At 60.5% G+C, this 17,560-nt stretch carries 13 protein-coding genes and 6 tRNA genes; 7 read left to right on the top strand and 12 right to left on the bottom strand.

Annotation, left to right across the window (positions count from 1 at the left end; all coding sequences use genetic code 11):
• Together M0814_RS08955 and M0814_RS08950 are read left to right on the top strand one after the other, a co-directional pair.
• On the top strand, positions 1–639 hold the full coding sequence (locus tag M0814_RS08955) for a LysE family translocator (protein ID WP_103484752.1): 639 nt from the start codon (positions 1–3) through the stop codon (positions 637–639).
• Between the two features lie 200 nt (positions 640–839).
• Entirely contained in the window at positions 840–2,579 is a 1,740-nt protein-coding gene (locus M0814_RS08950) for a dipeptidase (protein WP_103484753.1), read from the top strand.
• A 132-nt stretch (positions 2,580–2,711) separates the two neighbouring features.
• On the opposite strand, the gene M0814_RS08945 is transcribed toward M0814_RS08950, so the two are convergent.
• The 6 genes from M0814_RS08945 to M0814_RS08920 form a co-directional block, all read right to left on the bottom strand.
• A tRNA-Gly gene (locus tag M0814_RS08945) sits at positions 2,712–2,787 on the bottom strand.
• Positions 2,788–2,789: 2 nt separating this feature from the next.
• Positions 2,790–2,865, bottom strand: a tRNA-Glu gene (locus tag M0814_RS08940).
• 55 nt (positions 2,866–2,920) lie between these two features.
• Positions 2,921–2,996 (bottom strand) — tRNA-Gly (locus tag M0814_RS08935).
• 3 nt (positions 2,997–2,999) lie between these two features.
• A tRNA-Glu gene (locus M0814_RS08930) sits at positions 3,000–3,075 on the bottom strand.
• Between the two features lie 104 nt (positions 3,076–3,179).
• A tRNA-Gly gene (locus tag M0814_RS08925) sits at positions 3,180–3,255 on the bottom strand.
• Positions 3,256–3,257: 2 nt separating this feature from the next.
• Positions 3,258–3,333 (bottom strand) — tRNA-Glu (locus M0814_RS08920).
• A gap of 384 nt (positions 3,334–3,717) precedes the next feature.
• Here M0814_RS08920 and M0814_RS08915 point away from each other — a divergent pair.
• Complete coding sequence (locus M0814_RS08915) at positions 3,718–4,476, top strand: hypothetical protein (protein WP_177434685.1); 759 nt, start codon at positions 3,718–3,720, stop codon at positions 4,474–4,476.
• A gap of 774 nt (positions 4,477–5,250) precedes the next feature.
• Here M0814_RS08915 and M0814_RS08910 read toward each other — a convergent pair.
• The 3 genes from M0814_RS08910 to M0814_RS08900 form a co-directional block, all read right to left on the bottom strand.
• Positions 5,251–7,218: a methyl-accepting chemotaxis protein gene (locus M0814_RS08910; RefSeq protein WP_103486656.1), complete on the bottom strand. Its 1,968-nt coding sequence runs from the start codon at positions 7,216–7,218 to the stop codon at positions 5,251–5,253.
• 108 nt (positions 7,219–7,326) lie between these two features.
• Positions 7,327–8,667, bottom strand: coding sequence for a PLP-dependent aminotransferase family protein (locus tag M0814_RS08905; protein ID WP_103486657.1), 1,341 nt, complete (start codon positions 8,665–8,667; stop codon positions 7,327–7,329).
• Between the two features lie 193 nt (positions 8,668–8,860).
• Positions 8,861–9,622, bottom strand: a complete 762-nt coding sequence (locus tag M0814_RS08900) for an SDR family oxidoreductase (RefSeq protein WP_103486658.1) — start codon at positions 9,620–9,622, stop codon at positions 8,861–8,863.
• A 239-nt stretch (positions 9,623–9,861) separates the two neighbouring features.
• Here M0814_RS08900 and M0814_RS08895 point away from each other — a divergent pair, with 239 nt between their 5' ends.
• Positions 9,862–10,866, top strand: coding sequence for an NADP-dependent oxidoreductase (locus M0814_RS08895; RefSeq protein WP_103486659.1), 1,005 nt, complete (start codon positions 9,862–9,864; stop codon positions 10,864–10,866).
• A gap of 141 nt (positions 10,867–11,007) precedes the next feature.
• Here the strand turns inward: M0814_RS08895 and pyrF are convergent, their stop codons facing one another.
• Positions 11,008–11,706 carry an orotidine-5'-phosphate decarboxylase gene (pyrF, locus tag M0814_RS08890; RefSeq protein ID WP_003227121.1) on the bottom strand — a complete coding sequence of 233 codons (699 nt, stop codon included), beginning with the start codon at positions 11,704–11,706 and terminating at the stop codon, positions 11,008–11,010.
• A gap of 294 nt (positions 11,707–12,000) precedes the next feature.
• Between pyrF and M0814_RS08885 the strand changes: the two genes are divergently transcribed.
• The 3 genes from M0814_RS08885 to M0814_RS08875 all read left to right on the top strand — a co-directional run bounded on the left by M0814_RS08885 (position 12,001) and on the right by M0814_RS08875 (position 14,879).
• Positions 12,001–12,750 (top strand): response regulator, encoded by a 750-nt coding sequence (locus M0814_RS08885; protein ID WP_003227123.1) that lies wholly within the window; start codon positions 12,001–12,003, stop codon positions 12,748–12,750.
• Entirely contained in the window at positions 12,750–13,799 is a 1,050-nt protein-coding gene (locus M0814_RS08880; RefSeq protein WP_103486660.1) for an ATP-binding protein, read from the top strand. The genes M0814_RS08885 and M0814_RS08880 overlap by 1 nt, the downstream gene beginning before the upstream one ends.
• 234 nt (positions 13,800–14,033) lie before the next feature.
• A complete protein-coding gene (locus M0814_RS08875; protein ID WP_103486661.1) occupies positions 14,034–14,879 on the top strand; it encodes an EF-hand domain-containing protein in 846 nt (281 codons plus the stop codon).
• Positions 14,880–15,589: 710 nt separating this feature from the next.
• Here M0814_RS08875 and M0814_RS08870 read toward each other — a convergent pair.
• Positions 15,590–16,630, bottom strand: coding sequence for an AI-2E family transporter (locus tag M0814_RS08870; RefSeq protein ID WP_103485473.1), 1,041 nt, complete (start codon positions 16,628–16,630; stop codon positions 15,590–15,592).
• Positions 16,631–16,699: 69 nt separating this feature from the next.
• Positions 16,700–17,506 carry a DUF4892 domain-containing protein gene (locus tag M0814_RS08865; protein ID WP_103485472.1) on the bottom strand — a complete coding sequence of 269 codons (807 nt, stop codon included), beginning with the start codon at positions 17,504–17,506 and terminating at the stop codon, positions 16,700–16,702.
• Positions 17,507–17,560: the final 54 nt, after the last annotated feature.

Below are 17,560 nucleotides of genomic sequence, written 5' to 3'. Positions count from 1 at the left end.
ATGTTATCGAACTACCTGGGCGAGTTTCTGGCGCTGGCCACCATTCACTTTCTGGCCGTGGTCGCTCCCGGCCCGGACTTCGCTGTCACCATCCGCCAGAGCGTACGCTTCGGCCGACTGGTGGGGATCTGCACTGCACTGGGGATCGGCGCCGGTATTTCCGTGCACGTTCTCTACACGTTGCTCGGCGTTGGCGCTCTGATGCACACCACACCGTGGTTGCTGACGGTGGCCAAGGTGATCGGTGGGGCGTACATCTTTTACCTCGGCATCAGCCTGATTCGCAGTAAACCGAAAACCACGCTTGAGGGCGAGAAAAGCACGGACGAACCATTGGTTGCGCAATCGCTGTTCAAGGCGTTCAGCACCGGTTTTCTGACCAATGCCACCAACCCTAAGGCCACGCTGTTCTTCCTGGCGATCTTCACCACGATCATCAGCGCCAGCACCCCACTGGAAGTCCAGGCGCTGTACGGGGTGTGGATGTGCTTCGTGAATGCGCTGTGGTTTGTGATCGTCGCGCTGTTTTTTTCCAGCAGCCGGGTGCGAACCCTGTTCATGCGCATGGGCCATTGGTTCGAACGCAGCATGGGCGTGATCCTGATTCTGTTCGCCGGCAGGCTGGTGCTGTCGATGTAAAAGCCGCGTTCAAAGCAAAGGCCCGATCGGTTGAACGCCGATCGGGCCTTTTTCGTTTGTGCGCCGCTTTTGCATTTCTGTGCGACGGATCCCACTTCAGGGGCTCCCCTTCAACACCTTCGCGGTGTTAGTTTGGAAAAGATTTGTTTCATCTTTCAAACACTTCCCACTCAACTGCCTGCAAAGGAATGCCCCTCGCAATGCATTTTCCCCTCAAGCGTCTGGCTGCTGCCAGCCTGGTTCTGGCCAGTCTCTCGTCGTTCACCCTGCCTGCTCAGGCCAACATCACCCCCGAGCAAAGCGCTGCGCTCCTCAAGACCTTCAGCGATACGACGGTCAGCGATTTTCGTCAGTTTCTCGGTGCCGTAGCCAAGAGCGATCTGAGCAAGACCGACAACCTCGCCCCGGCGATCAATGGTTTTCTCGACAACAAGCCCCTGACCGCCGAACAGCAGAACGAAATCTATCGCCTGCTGGGCATCTACACCCGCGTGAAGTACGGCAAAGCCGCCCTCGAAACCCTGCGCGAACTGGTGGAAATCCCGACCTTCCAGAAAGAAGGCGTGGCCCAGCACGACAATCCGGAGTTCATCAAGATCGCCGAAAAGATCAAGAACCTGGCCGAATCGTTCAACCTGAAGTTCCGCAACGTCGACAACCGCGTCTATGAAATTTCCCTCGACGGCAGCGGCGACGAAGTTGTGGGCATTCACGCGCATGCCGACGTGGTGCCGGTCACCCCGGAAAACTGGGTGCTGAAGGACGGCACCAAACTCGATCCGTTCAAAGTCACTCTGATCGGCGACCGCATGTATGGCCGCGGCACCGAGGACGACAAGAACGGCATCGTCGTCGCGATGTACGCGATGAAAGTGATCAAGGAAGAAAAGCTGCCGCTGGCACGCAACTTCAAACTGCTGGTGGACACCACCGAAGAAACCTCCGGCGACGCGATCCCGTATTACTTCGAACACAACCCGACGCCGAACTACAACATGGCGCTGGACGGCGGCTATCCGGTGGTCATCGCCGAAAAAGGCTACGGCATCGTCATGGCCAACTTCCCACTGCGCAAGGCTGAAGGCAGTGGCGCAGAAATCATCTCGATGACCGGTGGCCTGGCGACCAACCAGATTCCATCGGTTTCGGTTGCGACCCTCGTCACCGACAAGCCTGAGCAACTGGCGGCGAGCCTGCAAAAGGCCGGCAACGAGTACGCGAAAAAACACGGCAGCAACTTCGAAGTCGCAGCCAAGGTTGACGGCAAAGACGTCAAACTGACGATTACCGGCGTATCCGCGCACTCCTCCGAGCCCGAGTCCGGCGTCAATCCGGTCGCGCGGATGCTCGACTTCATCAACAGCCTCGACGGCAAGGTGGCGCTCAAGCACAACCAGATCACCGACGCTGCACGCTATGCGTCCAACAATTGGGGCCTGGATTACCTGGGCAAGAAACTCGGCGTGGGTTTCTCCGATTCGTTCATGGGCCCGCTGACCACTTCCCTGACCTATGTGGGCGTGGACGACAAAGCCTTCAAACTGGCGGTCAACCTGCGCGTGCCGAAGGGTAAATCACCGGAGGTACTGAAGAAGGAAATCGCTGACAAACTCACGGCCTGGAGCAAGAAAACCCACGTCGCCGTGGACTTCACCTATTCGATCGCCGAACCGATGTACCGCAATCCGGAAGGCGAATGGGTGAAAGCACTGCTGGCGGTAGCCACTGAAAACCTGGGCATGAAGCACGAGTTCGGTACGTCTGCCGGCGCAACGTCGGTGCACGAATTGCCGAACGGCGTGCAATTCGGCCTGGCGCGACCTGAAGTCAAATACACCGGGCATACCGATGGCGAGTTCAAGACGGTTGACCAGTTCCTGCTGGACCTGCAGATCGTCACGGAAATGATGGGGCGTGTCGGGCAGCTGCCGAAGCTCTGATAAGACACGGGGCCCGTGATTCAGCGGGCCTGACGTGAAAACAAAAAAGGACCCGAAGGTCCTTTTTTGTTGTGCGACAAATACTGCGCAAACAAAAACGCCGATCATCACTGATCGGCGTTTTTGTGAAATTGGAGCGGGAAACGAGACTCGAACTCGCGACCCCGACCTTGGCAAGGTCGTGCTCTACCAACTGAGCTATTCCCGCAATGGCGTCCCCTAGGGGACTCGAACCCCTGTTACCGCCGTGAAAGGGCGGTGTCCTAGGCCACTAGACGAAGGGGACAGGCTACAACTTTCACTAATAAAAACGCCGCTCACTGAGCGGCACTTTTAGAATTTGGAGCGGGAAACGAGACTCGAACTCGCGACCCCGACCTTGGCAAGGTCGTGCTCTACCAACTGAGCTATTCCCGCAAATGGCGTCCCCTAGGGGACTCGAACCCCTGTTACCGCCGTGAAAGGGCGGTGTCCTAGGCCACTAGACGAAGGGGACACGCTACCCGGAACACATGGTGTGTGTTTCGGTGTCCAGATCCGCATCCGAAGACTTGGTTCTGGTTTCACTCAGCCCCGCCCGAAAGCAGTGCCGTTTAAAATTGGAGCGGGAAACGAGACTCGAACTCGCGACCCCGACCTTGGCAAGGTCGTGCTCTACCAACTGAGCTATTCCCGCATTGGCGTCCCCTAGGGGACTCGAACCCCTGTTACCGCCGTGAAAGGGCGGTGTCCTAGGCCACTAGACGAAGGGGACACGCTACAACATTCACTCCCTGCGGCGTTTCGCTGTGTGCTTTACGCTGCAAGTGGCGCGCATTCTATGGATGGTTTGAGAGGTCGTCAACCCCCGAATATAAATTTATTTAAATCAATGACTTCGACCTGCTTTACGGGAGCATTCGGGGTTTTCCGTCGCCCGACGATTGACGCCTATATTCCGCCACTCGCCAAGACGCTATAGTCCACCGCTCAGTGATGGCAATCTGCACTTCCAGCGCCAGCATTCATATAAGCAGTGCGCAGCCGATACAGATTGAAGCTGCCGATCCAACTCGTCGAGCGGCGCTAGGCGCCTAAATGCCAAGCCACTAAACTCGCACGCGAACCCTATAAAGAGGTCTTACCGGTGACACCACTCATGATCACCCTGCTAGTCGTAGCCGGGATCGCAATTCTGATCGCCATTGGCTACATGAACCATGTGGTGGAAAACAACAAACTGGAGAAGGCCCGCACCAAGATCGAACTCAACGATCGCCTGCGCCGCTGCGGCGAACTGACCGAAACTTTCCCCGGCCAGTTCATGACCCCGGCGCTCAAGCTGTTGCTGACCCGTCTGGAACTGAACGTCTGCCAGCGCCTGCTGAACCTGGAAAAAACCAGCGCCACGACCAAAGCACGGATCACCGAACTGAGCGCACTGGTGGCCCAGGGCGAATCGATCCCGGTCAACAACCCACCGGCACCGATCCTGACCGAAGCCAAAGCCAAGGACGTCCGCTTCCTGCTCGAAGCCCTGCACGGCCAGATCACCCGCGCCGCCCACGACGGCTTCCTGCCACCAAACGAAGCCAAGCACTGGATCAAAGAAGTCCGCCACATCCTGGTCCTGCTGCACATCGAATTCTTCAACAACCTCGGCCAACAATCCCTCCAACAAAACCAGCCCGGCCAGGCCCGCCTCGCCTTCGAACGCGGCGTGCAATACCTGCGCAAACAGCAAGACCCGCAGATGTACTCGGAACAACTGCAATACCTGGAAAAACTGCTGGCCCGCGCCAATGCCCAGGTCATGGACAAGATTGCCCCGGTTGAAGGCGAAGTGAACCAGTTGACCGAAGGCCTCAAAGAAGTCGAAGCCGATGCGGACTGGAAAAAGAAAGTGATCTACGACTGATTGTCGAGAGCTGAAGAAAAAGCCACCGAGAGGTGGCTTTTTTGTGGGTGATGGGCTGACTGCCATTGCGAACACTCAGTTAGAGATTGGTTGGCAGTAAGGCCGCCTTCGCGAGCAAGCCCGCTCCCACAGTGGGCATGAGTTTATTCAGTTGGAGATTGGTCGGCTGTCAGGCCGCCATCGCCAGCAGGCTGGCTCCTACAGTGGGGTTGAGGGTGTTCAGTTGGAGATTGGTTGGCTGTCAGGCCGTCTTCGCGAGCAAGCCCGCTCCCACAGTGGGATTGGGGGGAGTCAGTTGGAGATTGGTCGGCTGTCAGGCCGCCATCGCTGGCAAGCCAGCTCCCACAAGATCAAGATCAAGATCAAGATCAAGATCAAGATCAAGATCAAGATCAAAAGATCGCAGCCTTCGGCAGCTCCTACACAGGATGAGCGCAAGCTCGGCTGCAGCTCTTGATCTTGCCGTGCCGGCCCCATCGGCAGGCTGAGTGGAGGGGTTTATCCGGGGGTGGGAGCGCAGCGACCGTTTGGCGCAGCCAAACACATCGAGAGGAGGTGCAGCGAAGCAAACCGGAGGCGATGCCCCCGGATGAATCCCGCAACGAAGGAACCCGAGCCTAAGCGAGGGCCGTACGCCGGGGCCCAGCGTTTTGGTTACTTTTGGGCGTCTGCAAAAGTGACTCGCCGTAAGGGCGAAACCGCCACCCGCAACCCCCGAAGCAACGGATATACCCCCAAACCCCCAAGAACCTGGTCGGCCCAGAGGCCGCCAAGTCAAAGCCGAAAATGCCCAACCATCCCCTTGAGCTCCCCCCCCAACCGCGCCAGCTCAACACTCGAAACCGCATTCCCCCGCATCGCAATCGAAGACTGATCCGCACTCGCGCGAATACTCGTCACACTGCGATTGATCTCCTCAGCCACCGAACTCTGCTCCTCCGCCGCCGCCGCAATCTGCTGATTCATCTGCTGAATCAACGAAACCGCCGCCGCAATACTGCCCAGCGCACTCTCCGTCTGCAGCGCATCACTGACCGCCAGCTTCACCAATTCACCACTGCTCTGAATCTGCTGCACCGACGAATGCGCTGCCGAACGCAAAGCACTGACCAGCCGCTCGATCTCCTCGGTCGATTGTTGGGTACGCCGCGCCAACGCACGAACCTCATCAGCCACCACTGCAAACCCCCTGCCCTGCTCCCCAGCCCGCGCCGCCTCGATCGCAGCGTTGAGCGCCAGCAGATTGGTCTGCTCGGCCACGCTCTTGATCACATCCAGCACCGTGCCGATGTTCTGGATCTGCGCACTGAGGCTTTCGATGCTCGAACTGGCCGACGTCGCCGAATCCGCCAACTGCTCGATCCGCGCCATGCTCTGGCGCACCACCTGCTGCCCACTCTCGACCTTGCCATCTGCCGTTTGCGCGGCCAGCGCCGCCTCCTCGGCGTTACGCGCCACGTCATGCACGGTGGCGGTCATCTGGTTCATGGCCGTGGCCACCTGCTCGGTTTCTTCCTTCTGGCTGTTGACCTCAAGGTTGGTCTGCTCGGTCACTGCGGACAGCGATTGCGCTGAACTGGCCAACTGTTCAATTCCCGCCTGCAAACCGCTGACGATCGTGCTCAGCCCGGCGCCCATCTGCTGCATCGCCAGCATCAGCTGGCCTATTTCATCACGACGGGTGACCTCTACCCTCGCACTCAAATCCCCGGCCGCAATCTGCTGTGCGACCCGCATCACACTGCGCAACGGCGCGACGATCAACCGGGTAATGACCCACGCGGCAATCAGTCCGACCAGCAATGCCAGCGCCGAAGAACCGATGATCAACACCGAGTTCTTCTTCAGTTCCGCCTGCATCGCGCCATCCTCTGCGCCATACGCCTGATCCACGCGCTCCATCACCTGCGCCGCGCGCTGGTGCAGCTGCTCGTAGACGGTTTTTTCCTGGGCCAGCAGGCCGGTGTACTCGGCGAGTTTGTCGTTGAAACCGGCGATGTGCCCGGACACCTCATTAAGGACTGTCAGGTAGCCCTCATCCTTGACCGTGGTCTTCAACTGCTCGGCCTGAGCCTGGGCCTGAGCGGCCTGCTCGATATTGCCCTTGCCGGCACTGTCGGCATCGCCCTTGCGGCTCTGGTCCAGACGAATCCGCGCCTCGTTCATCGCCTGCAGCATCAACCGCGACACCTGGCTGACCTGACTGGCCTGTTCGATGAACTGCGCACCGTCCTTGCCTTCGGTGTCCTTCAAGGTATACGCGCCATCATCGGCCAGCCCGGCTTGCAGCACATCCAGGTTGTTGGCCACGCTGGACACCGACCAACTGGCCATTTCCAGCGCCAGATCCTTGGCCTGGGTCAGCGAGACGAACTCATCGAAAGCCTTGCGATAGGCACCCAATGCCTGCTCGACATCGCCCATCACCGCCACGTTGGCCGGGGATTGCGCCTTGAGTTGCGCCGCCTGGGCCAGCAAACCGTCGACACCTTCGTGCAAGGCATCGACGGTTTTCGGGTTGCTGTGGAGCGCATAGTCCTGCTCCAGCAGTCGCACCTTGAGCAACGCGCTGTTGAGTGACGACATCTGCTTCAGCCCATCGAAACGATGACTGATGGTCTGCAGGGACCAAACACCGATGGCAGCCACCAGCGCAGTCAACAGCAACACCAGCACGAACCCGATACCCAGTTTCTTCGCCATACCGAGGTTGGCAAAACGTCCTTGCACGGCGGAAATCATTGCGCTTAGTCCCCTGCCAAAGTCTGTTGCCGAAGATTCGCAACGGCCATGAAGCAGCACAAGTCTCTGGCGTCGGAATAATGGCAAAAAGCTACGCACGCGTCGTTTTCAGAACGCTTGAGGTCGATTCACACGGGTGCTGCGAAAAAACTGTCGGGCGCGCGGATCACAGGCATAGGCGACATTGATTCGCTGCCACTCACCGACTTCGCCACTCGGACTGAAAGCCCCCGGCGCACACAGGCGCACGCCACTGCACTGCGCCTGACTGTGCAAGCGGGCAAAATCGCTCAGCGGTGCGCGGGCCCAGATGAACAGCCCGCCGCACGGCTTGCCGAAAACCTCCCAGTCGGCATCTTCCAACGCCTGTAATGCGGCAATCCGATCAGTATTGAGGCGCTGACGCTGACGCTGGACCATTTTGCGGTACGCGCCACTGGCCAGGAGACTGGCCAGCACCGCCTCGTTGAAGCTCGAGGAGCCCATGCTGCTGATCATCTTGACCCGCGCCAGACGCGCAATCAGCGAGGGTTCGGCGTACACGAACCCGACGCGCAGCGAGCTGCTGAGCGTCTTGGAAAAACTGCCGACATAGATCACTCGCTCATCGAGTGCCGCCAGGCGTGTGCCGTTACCGGCGTAGACATCGTCTTCGATCACGCGCACATCGTGGGCGTTGCACAACTGCAGGATCTGTTGCGCCACGCCCAGTGTCAGACACGAGCCGGTGGGATTGTGGTGGTGGCTGTTGATGAACATCGCAACCGGCCGAAATTGCCTCAACAGCGTCTCCAGCGCCTGAGGATCAGGCCCGCTCGGGGTGCGACGCACTTCCAGCAATTGCACGCCATGCAGGCGCAACAGCTCGAACAACGGCGCGTACCCGGGGCTCTCGACCACAACGCAATCCCCGGACTTGAATAGCGTGCGTACCAGCAGATCAAGCGCGTGGCTGGCACCGGAAGTCGTCAGGACCTGTTCTTCCCGGGCCTGGACGCCGATCAGCCTGAGGCGCTTGACGATCTGCTCGCGCAGCGCCGGCAGCCCCAGCGGGCTGCTGTAATTGAACAGGCTCGCCATGTCGGTACGGGCCACCTCACGGATCGCGTAACTCAGGTCATCGGACTCCCGCCAGCTTTGCGGCAAGCCACCTTCGCCGAGCTTCAAACAGTTTTCTGCCGGCCCGCAGTCAATTCCGAGCAACCCGCTGCCGTGCGCGGCCACCATGAATCCGGCGCCCTGGCGCGAGGCCAGAATGCCTTGCGCCACCAAGCGCTCGCAGGCCTCCGCCACACACGACTGACTGAGCAGATTGGCGCGCGCAATCTGCCTGACGGAGGGCAGCCGCGTGCTCGGCGCCACACCACTTCGCGAGATCCACTCGGTCATGCCATCAACAATCTGCTGTACGACCGGCACCATTGCCTGTCGGTCAATTCTCAATTCCATGAGCACGCAAACTCCTGTCCGTTTTGCTGGCGGCAGTAAATCACAGCCACGTCCTGCAGGCTGTGCGACAACGCCGTCAAAAGCGACCGTTCTAACCGCTTGATACAAATTGTTTAATGGTTTCACGGAACTGACAGGCAACAACGAGAAAACCCGCACGAAGGCGGGTTTTCCTGGGACTTGCGACAAGACGTCAGAAAGCCGTGACGCCGCCATCCACGGCCAGGGAATGACCGGTGGTGAACGCCGCGCCATCACTGCACAGATACAGCACGGCGCTGGCGATTTCCTCGACTTTGCCGATGCGGCCCACCGGGTGCATCGCATTGGCGAACTCGCCTTTCTTTGGATCGGCCTCGTAGGCGCGACGGAACATATCGGTATCGATCACTGCCGGGCATACGGCGTTGACGCGAATTTTCTTCTTCGCATATTCGATCGCCGCCGATTTGGTCAGGCCGATCACTGCGTGTTTCGACGCCGCATAAATGCTCATCTTCGGCGCCGCACCGAGCCCCGCCACCGACGCGGTGTTGACGATCGCCCCGCCGCCTTGAGCGAGCAACAACGGCAACTGGTACTTCATGCACAACCACACACCTTTGACGTTGACGCCCATGATCGCGTCGAACTCGTCCATCGAGCCGTCAGCCAGTTTGCCTTGCTCGATTTCGATCCCGGCATTGTTGAAGGCGTAGTCCAGGCGACCGTAAATATTGATCACCTCGTCCATCAGATTCTTCACTTCGCTTTCGACGGTAACGTTGCAGCGCACGAAGGTCGCTTCGCCACCGGCTGTACGAATCAGCGCCACCGTCCCCTCGCCCCCTGCCGCGTCCAGATCGGCCACCACCACTTTCAAGCCTTCGGCGGCGAATGCCTGGGCGGTCGCCCGGCCAATACCGTTGGCCGCTCCGGTGACTACGACCACCTGGCCGGAAAACGTCATGCTCATTGTTATGTCCTCGAAGGGAGAGATGCAGGAGGTATTTGCAGAGTCGCAGCATAGCCACCGGGGCGCGCCCCACGTCAGCACTATCAGAAGGCTGTTTATGCCTTCATCCGTCGCAGTGATAAAACCTGTCGGGGGACTATCACTGCACTGGATCATTGCGCATTCGCCGCATCAGCCAACCTTGCAGCATTGGCGTCGAGGGTCTATCAACAAGGCTTCATTCAGTTCGAGTGCCTGCCATGACCAGCCAGACCAATCGCCAGTTCCTCCTCGCCAAACGCCCGGTGGGCGCGGCGACCCGTGAGACGTTTACTTATCAGGAAGTCCCGGTCGGCGAACCGGGCGCAGGCCAGATACTGGTGAAAAACCAATACCTGTCCCTCGACCCGGCCATGCGCGGCTGGATGAACGAGGGCAAGTCCTACATCCCGCCGGTGGCGATTGGCGAGGTCATGCGCGCCTTGGGCGTAGGCCAGGTCATCGTTTCGAACAACACGGGCTTTGCCGTCGGGGACTACGTCAACGGCGCCCTCGGCGTGCAGGATTATTTCCTTGGCGAACCCAGAGGTTTCTACAAAGTCGATCCGAAACTGGCGCCGCTGCCGGTGTATCTGTCGGCCCTTGGCATGACCGGCATGACCGCCTACTTCGCCCTGCTCGACGTGGGCGCACCGAAGGCTGGCGACACCGTGGTGCTGTCAGGGGCTGCGGGTGCGGTGGGCAGCATTGCCGGGCAGATCGCCAAGATCAAAGGTTGCCGGGTCGTCGGTATCGCCGGTGGTGCCGACAAGTGCAAATACCTGATCGATGAACTGGGCTTCGACGGCGCCATCGATTACAAGCACGAGGACGTACTGGCCGGACTCAAGCGCGAGTGCCCGAAAGGGGTGGACGTGTACTTCGATAACGTCGGTGGCGACATCCTCGACGCAGTGCTCAGCCGCCTGGCCCCGAAAGCCCGGGTGGTGATCTGCGGCGCCATCAGCCAATACAACAACAAGGAAGCGGTCAAAGGCCCGGCCAACTACCTGTCATTGCTGGTCAACCGCGCACGTATGGAAGGCTTTGTGGTGATGGACTACGCCGCACAGTACGCCAGCGCCGCGCAGGAAATGGCCGGCTGGATGGCCAAGGGGCAGCTCAAGAGCAAGGAAGACATCGTCGAAGGTCTGCAGACCTTTCCGGAGACACTGATGAAGTTGTTCAGCGGGGAGAATTTCGGCAAGTTGGTGCTGAAGGTCTGAAACTTAACTCGACAACACCCTAAAACCACTGTGGGAGCGGGCTTGCTCGCGAAGAGGCCGTGTCAGTCGATATCAATTTCGACTGAACCACCGCATTCGCGAGCAAGCCCGCTCCCACATTGTTGGATCTTGCGTGTTTGATCAGGCGATTTCGGCCACAACCGAAGCCAGTGCCTTGGCCGGATCCGCCGCCTGGCTGATCGGACGGCCGATCACCAGATAATCGGAACCGGCATCCAGCGCCTGACGTGGCGTCAGGATACGGCGCTGGTCATCTTGCGCACTGCCCGCCGGACGAATCCCCGGGGTCACCAATTGCAGCGACGGGTGCGCCGACTTCAATGCGGTGGCTTCCAGCGCCGAGCACACCAGACCGTCCATCCCGGCCTTCTCGGCCAGTGCCGCCAGACGCAGCACCTGCTCCTGTGGCTCGATATCCAGACCGATGCCGGCCAGGTCTTCACGTTCCATGCTGGTCAGCACGGTCACGCCGATCAGCAACGGTTGCGGGCCGCTGCGCTTATCCAGCTCTTCACGGCAGGCCGCCATCATGCGCAGGCCACCGGAGCAATGCACGTTGACCATCCACACGCCCATCTCGGCAGCAGCTTTCACGGCCATCGCGGTGGTGTTGGGAATGTCGTGGAATTTCAGGTCGAGGAACACCTCGAAGCCTTTGTCACGCAAGGTGCCGACGATTTCCGCGGCGCAACTGGTGAACAGTTCCTTGCCCACTTTGACCCGGCACAGTTTCGGGTCCAACTGGTCGGCCAGCTTCAGTGCGGCGTCACGGGTAGGGAAATCCAGGGCGACGATGATAGGAGTCTGGCAGGCGGACATGGATGGGCTCTCAGGCAAGTCGAAATCGGCGCGCATTGTAGCGGAAGCGGCGGCGGCGCGGCACCCGATGATCGGTAAATCGTCGCCGCTGGCGTGATCAGCTTAGCCTGCAGCGTTATTGTGTCGAATGCGATACACAACCGACACGCCGCCAACAAGCGTGCGCGCTAGCCTCGCCAGCCGCAACACGTCCTTACATCAGCACTTCCCGCTTTACGGCCGGACGCCTATGCTGAAACCACCACCTCGCGCCCATCTTGTGGTTGGCGGGCCTACAGGCAGATGAACAGCCCCATGCACAACACCCAAACGACCGTGATTGATGAGCAGAAAGACGACAAGCGCTGGAGCATCCGCGCGCTGATCGTCGACGACGATGTGCCGATTCGCGAGCTGATGATCGACTACCTGGCCCGCTTCAACATCCACGCCAGCGGCGTCACCGACGGCGCGGCCATGCGCCAGGCGATGCAGGCCGAGCATTTCGACGTGGTGGTCCTCGACCTGATGTTGCCCGGCGAAGACGGCCTGTCGCTGTGCCGCTGGCTGCGCGCAGAATCGGACATCCCGATCCTGATGCTCACCGCCCGCTGCGAACCCACCGACCGCATCATCGGCCTCGAGCTGGGCGCTGATGACTACATGGCCAAACCGTTCGAACCACGGGAACTGGTGGCGCGGATCCAGACCATCCTGCGCCGGGTACGTGACGATCGCACCGAACAACGGGCCAACATCCGCTTCGACAACTGGCGCCTGAACAGCGTCCTGCGCCAGCTGATCGCCGACGATGGCCTGGTGGTGCCGCTGTCCAACGCCGAATTCCGCCTGCTCTGGGTCTTCATCGAACGCCCGCGTCGCGTACTCAGCCGCGAACAACTGCTGGACGCCGCCCGTGGCCGTTCGATCGAAGCGTTCGACCGCAGCATCGATTTGCTGGTGTCGCGCCTGCGGCAAAAACTCGGCGACGACCCGAAAGCCCCACAGTTGATCAAAACCGTGCGCGGTGAAGGTTACCTGTTCGACGCACGAGACATCGGCTGATGCGAGGGCGCTTCGACACGCTGTTCGGCCGCCTGTTTGGCATGCTGTTCGTGGCGATCGTCCTGGCGCACCTGCTGGCCTTTGCCTGGTTTCATCACTATGGGCCACCCCCACCGCCGCCCCCGCCGGAGTTTGCCGAGGGCGTCGACGGCCAACGGCCACCGCCGGATCCACGTTTCGCCCATCGCCCGCCGCGTCCGTGGTTCGGCGGGCCGCTGGTGCCGCTGACCTTCCAGTTCATCTCGTTGATGATCGCCGCGTGGTACGGCGCCAAACTGCTCAGCCGGCCGATCCAGCGCCTGAGCGACGCCGCCGAACGCCTCAGCGAAAACCTCGACAGCCCGCCGCTGGACGAGTCCGGCCCGCGTGAAGCCCGACAAGCCGCGAACACCTTCAACCTGATGCAACAACGCATTCGTGAACAGGTGCAGCAGCGAGCACGCATGCTCGGCGCCGTCTCCCACGACCTGCGCACGCCGCTGTCGCGGTTGAAGCTGCGCCTGGAACAGATCGACGACGAAAAACTGCAAGGCCAGATGCGCCAAGACCTCAACGACATGATCGGCATGCTCGACGCCACCCTCACCTACCTGCACGAACAGCGCACCAGCGAAGCGTTGCAGTTGATGGACGTGCAGGCGCTGGTCGAATCGCTGTGCGAAAACGCTCAGGATCAGGGCGCCGACGTTGACGTCAGCGGCCATTGCGCACCGCTGCAAGTGCAGCCGATGGCGCTGCGCTCGTGCATCAACAACCTGATGGACAACGCCCTGCGCTATGCGGGGCAGGCGCGCATCGAATTGCAGGATCAACGCGAGCAACTGCTGATCCGCGTGATCGACCACGGCCCGGGGATTGCCGAAGACAAACGCGAGGCGGTGTTCGAACCGTTCTTTCGCCTGGAAGGCTCGCGCAACCGCAACTCCGGCGGCGTCGGCCTGGGCATGACCATCGCCCGCGAGGCAGCGCAGCGTTTGGGTGGCCAGTTGAATCTGGAAGAAACCCCGGGTGGCGGCCTGACCGCAATCATCCGCCTGCCGCGCTCCTGAGAAACACACCTATCCCCCTGTGGGAGCGGGCTTGCTCGCGAAGCGGTGTGTCAGTCGACTTCTGTGTTGAATGATCGGCCGCCTTCGCGAGCAAGCCCGCTCCCACAGGTTTCAGTGGTGTTCACTCCATCGTGTATACCCACCGGTACAAATCCCAAATACCCAGGACAACTTGCCCCTTGAGTCTGCACAAGCCGGTACGCGAACCGGTTTGACAGTCCAAGGAGTGAGCCCATGATCGGTAGCGTCAGCAACTACACGAGCTATACCAGCACCAGCAGCACCACCCAGAACGCCCGCAGCCAGCAATTGCAAAAGGAACTGTTCGCCAAACTCGACAGCAACGGCGACGGCGCGGTGGATCAGGACGAACTGAAAAGTGCTCTGTCGCAGAAATCCGACGATGGCCTGCTGGTCAACCTGAGCAAGCAATTCGGCGATCTGGACAGCGACGACAGCGGCAGCCTCAGCGCCGAAGAAATGACCGCGATGGCACCCCCGCCGCCACCTCAGGACCAAGCCCCGAACACCGACCTCGCCGACGCGCTGATTAGCGCCCTCGACACCGATGGCGACGGCGCCATCAGCAGCGACGAACTGAGCACCGGCCTGATCAGCGCAGGCAGCAGCGCCGACAGCAACCAAATATTCTCGGCCCTGGACAAGAACAAGGACGGCACCGTCAGCCAGGACGAACTCACCGCCAGCCTGACCCCACCTCCGCCCCCGCAACAAGCCTCCAGCGACGAACTGTTCAGCCAACTGGATGCCGATGGTGATGGCAACATCAGCGCTACCGAACTGAGCAGTGCCCTGCAGACCAGCGACAACACCTCGACAACCAGCACCGACACCAGCGCCGTGCTGCTCAAGGTGTTGGATAGCGACAGCAGTGGCGGCGTGAGCAGCGACGAACTGAAAGCGGCGATACAGACAGGTCGGGAACGCCCGCCCGAAGAACAGACCGCCAGCACCCAGACCACCAGCGAAGCGCTGAACCGGATGATTGCCAACTTGAGCAAACAATACTCGCTCGACAATGCCGCGCCGGTGGGCAAATACCTGAATGTGGCGACCTGAGATGATGTCGTGATGGGTGATCGTTTCCATGCAGCGGTGTGGGAACGATCATTTGGGTACAGCGGGAAGAGAGTGGTTGGCTGAGAAGGCCTCATCGCCAACAGGCTGGCTCCTACAGTTGGATGGAGTGCATTCAGTTGGAAATTGGTCGGCTATAAGGCCGCCATCGCCAGCAGGCTGGCTCCCACAGTTGGATGGAGTGCATTCAGTTGGAGATTGTTCGGCTATAAGGCCGCCTTCGCGAGCAAGCCCGCTCCCACAGTGGGAATGGGTTTATTCAGCTGGAAATTGGTCGGCTGTAAGGCCGCCTTCGCGAGCAGGCTCACTCCTACAGAGAAGCAAGGTAGTGCACGCCTCGCTCTTCACCACTCAAATGGCCGAGTGTCAGCTCGCCGAAAGCTCTTGATCTTGCCCTACCCGCCCCGTCGGCAGGCTGAGTGGAGGGGTTCATCCGGGGGGTGGGAGCGCAGCGACCGTTCGACGAAGTCGAACACATCGAGAGGAGGTGCAGCGAAGCAAACCGGAGGCGATGCCCCCGGATGAATCCCGTAGCGAAGGAACCCGAGCCACAGCGAGGGCCGAACGTCGGGGCAAGCGTTTTGGGTTACTTTTTAGGCGTTTGTAAAAAGTGACTCGCCGTAAGGGCGAAACCGCCAGCCGCCACACCCAAACCAACGGATATGCCCACAACCCCAAAAAAGCCAAGGCACCTAAACCCGAGCCTGACTCTTACTCCAATCCGTCAACAAACTATAGGCCACCGCCAACAACGTAGGCCCAATAAACAACCCGATAAACCCAAACGCAATCAACCCGCCAAACACCCCAAGCAACACAATCACCAACGGCAGATTCCCACCGCGGCTGATCAGATAAGGCTTCAACACGTTATCCACGCCACTGATGATGAACGTCCCCCAGATCCCGAGAAACACCGCCATCCCATACTCACCCTTCCACGCCAGCCAGGCTGTGGCCGGAATCCACACCAAGGGTGGCCCCATCGGAATCAGACTCAACAGAAAGGTCACGATCCCCAGCACCAGAGCCCCCGGAACCCCGGCAATCAGAAACCCGATCAACGCGAGAATCGCCTGCGCCGCCGCCGTACCGATCACCCCGTTGACCACCCGCTGCACCGTACCGGCCACTAACTCGATGTAGTACCCGGCACGCTCACCGATCAGCCGCTGCAGCAGGCTGTGAACGAACGCCGCCAATCGCGGCCCGTCGCGATAGAAAAAGAACACGAAGACAATGCTCAGGGTCAACTCAAGGATGCCGCCACCGATCTGTGCACTGCGCGCCAGCAACCAGTTACCCACCTGCCCCAGGTAGGGCTTGATCGATACCATCAGCGCCGCGCCCTGCTCATCAATGCTGTTCCAGAGGCCCACCAGACGTTCGCCCACCAACGGGATAGTCCCGAGCCAGACCGGCGCCTCAGGCAGACCGTCGACCTGCACGTCCTTGATGAAGACCGTGGCGTCGCGTACGTGATCGGCCAGGTTGAACCCCAGCCACACCAGCGGCGCCGCCACCAGCAACATCCAGCCCAGAGTCAGAATGGCTGCGGCCAGCGATTCGCGGCCATTGAGCCAACGGGTCAACAGGCGCATCAGCGGCCAACTGGCAAAGGCCAGCACCGCACCCCAGAACAGCGCCGACCAGAACGGCGCCATCACCCACAGGCTGGCACCGAACAGCACCAGCAGGAGGATTTGCACCAACAGCCGATCGTTATTGAGCATGTAAAGTCTCGAAGAATTCAGTTCGTCAAAGAGTAGGCGAACACGCCACGCGCGCACGCCCGGTGCAGCTTATCGCAACAGATCGATGCGCAGGCCAGAGCCGTCGGCGCTCCCCGCCTCCATCCGCGCCGCGCGCACACCCTGGCCGATCAGCGCCTGCCGCCAGGCCTCGGCCTTGGGTCCGGCAATCGTCACGCGCTGGGTGGTGTCGAGGTTCAAGCCACGGGAAATCAGCCGTAGCCAGGTGTCATCCGGATCGCCGGTCAGCTTGGGAAAGTCCAGCTCACCGGTGCTTTTGAGCTGTCGCAACAGCGTGGCCGAGGTCGGCAGCAACTCGCCCAACGGTGCGCCCGCTTCAAACTGTTCGACATGCAGGTAGGCTTTGCGATTGCCGCGGGTGATGCTGTAGAGCGCCACCAGGGTGTTGTCCTTCGGCGCGGCCAGACGCAACAGCAGATAGGCCTGTTGCTCGTCGGCGCCGTACAGCTTGGAATTGCCGAACACTTCATTGGCCCACAGGCTGCTTTCGCCGCAGTCGCGGGCCTGACACCAGAACAACAACTCGGCGTCCTGCTTTTGCAGGGCTTCGCGAGCGGCGGTGAAGGCTTCGGTGGCGGAATGCTCCGGGGGTAACTCATAGGTGACCGAGGTGGTCTGGCCACGCGCCGTGACCTGGCCGTCAAAGCGTAACTGGCCGCTGATCTTGCGGATCGAGCCCAGCGGATAGATCCGCTCAAGCTCCACGGGAGGGCGATAGTCGACGATCTGCGCGTCGGCCAGACGCGGCACGATCTGCAGATCCTGGCTGCCGGGCACGTCGGCGGCGAACGAAACGGAACTGAAGCAGCACAGCGCCAACAGACTGAGTGACCGCATAGTCAGGCTCATCGGATCGGCATGGCTTGGCGGGTCGGGTTCGCAGCGGTATAG

Source organism: Pseudomonas sp. MWU12-2020 (genome assembly GCF_023100605.1).
GTDB lineage: Bacteria > Pseudomonadota > Gammaproteobacteria > Pseudomonadales > Pseudomonadaceae > Aquipseudomonas > Aquipseudomonas fluorescens_H.
The sequence above is the reverse complement of the archived record's forward strand: the minus strand, read 5'-3'. Positions and strand labels throughout refer to the sequence as shown.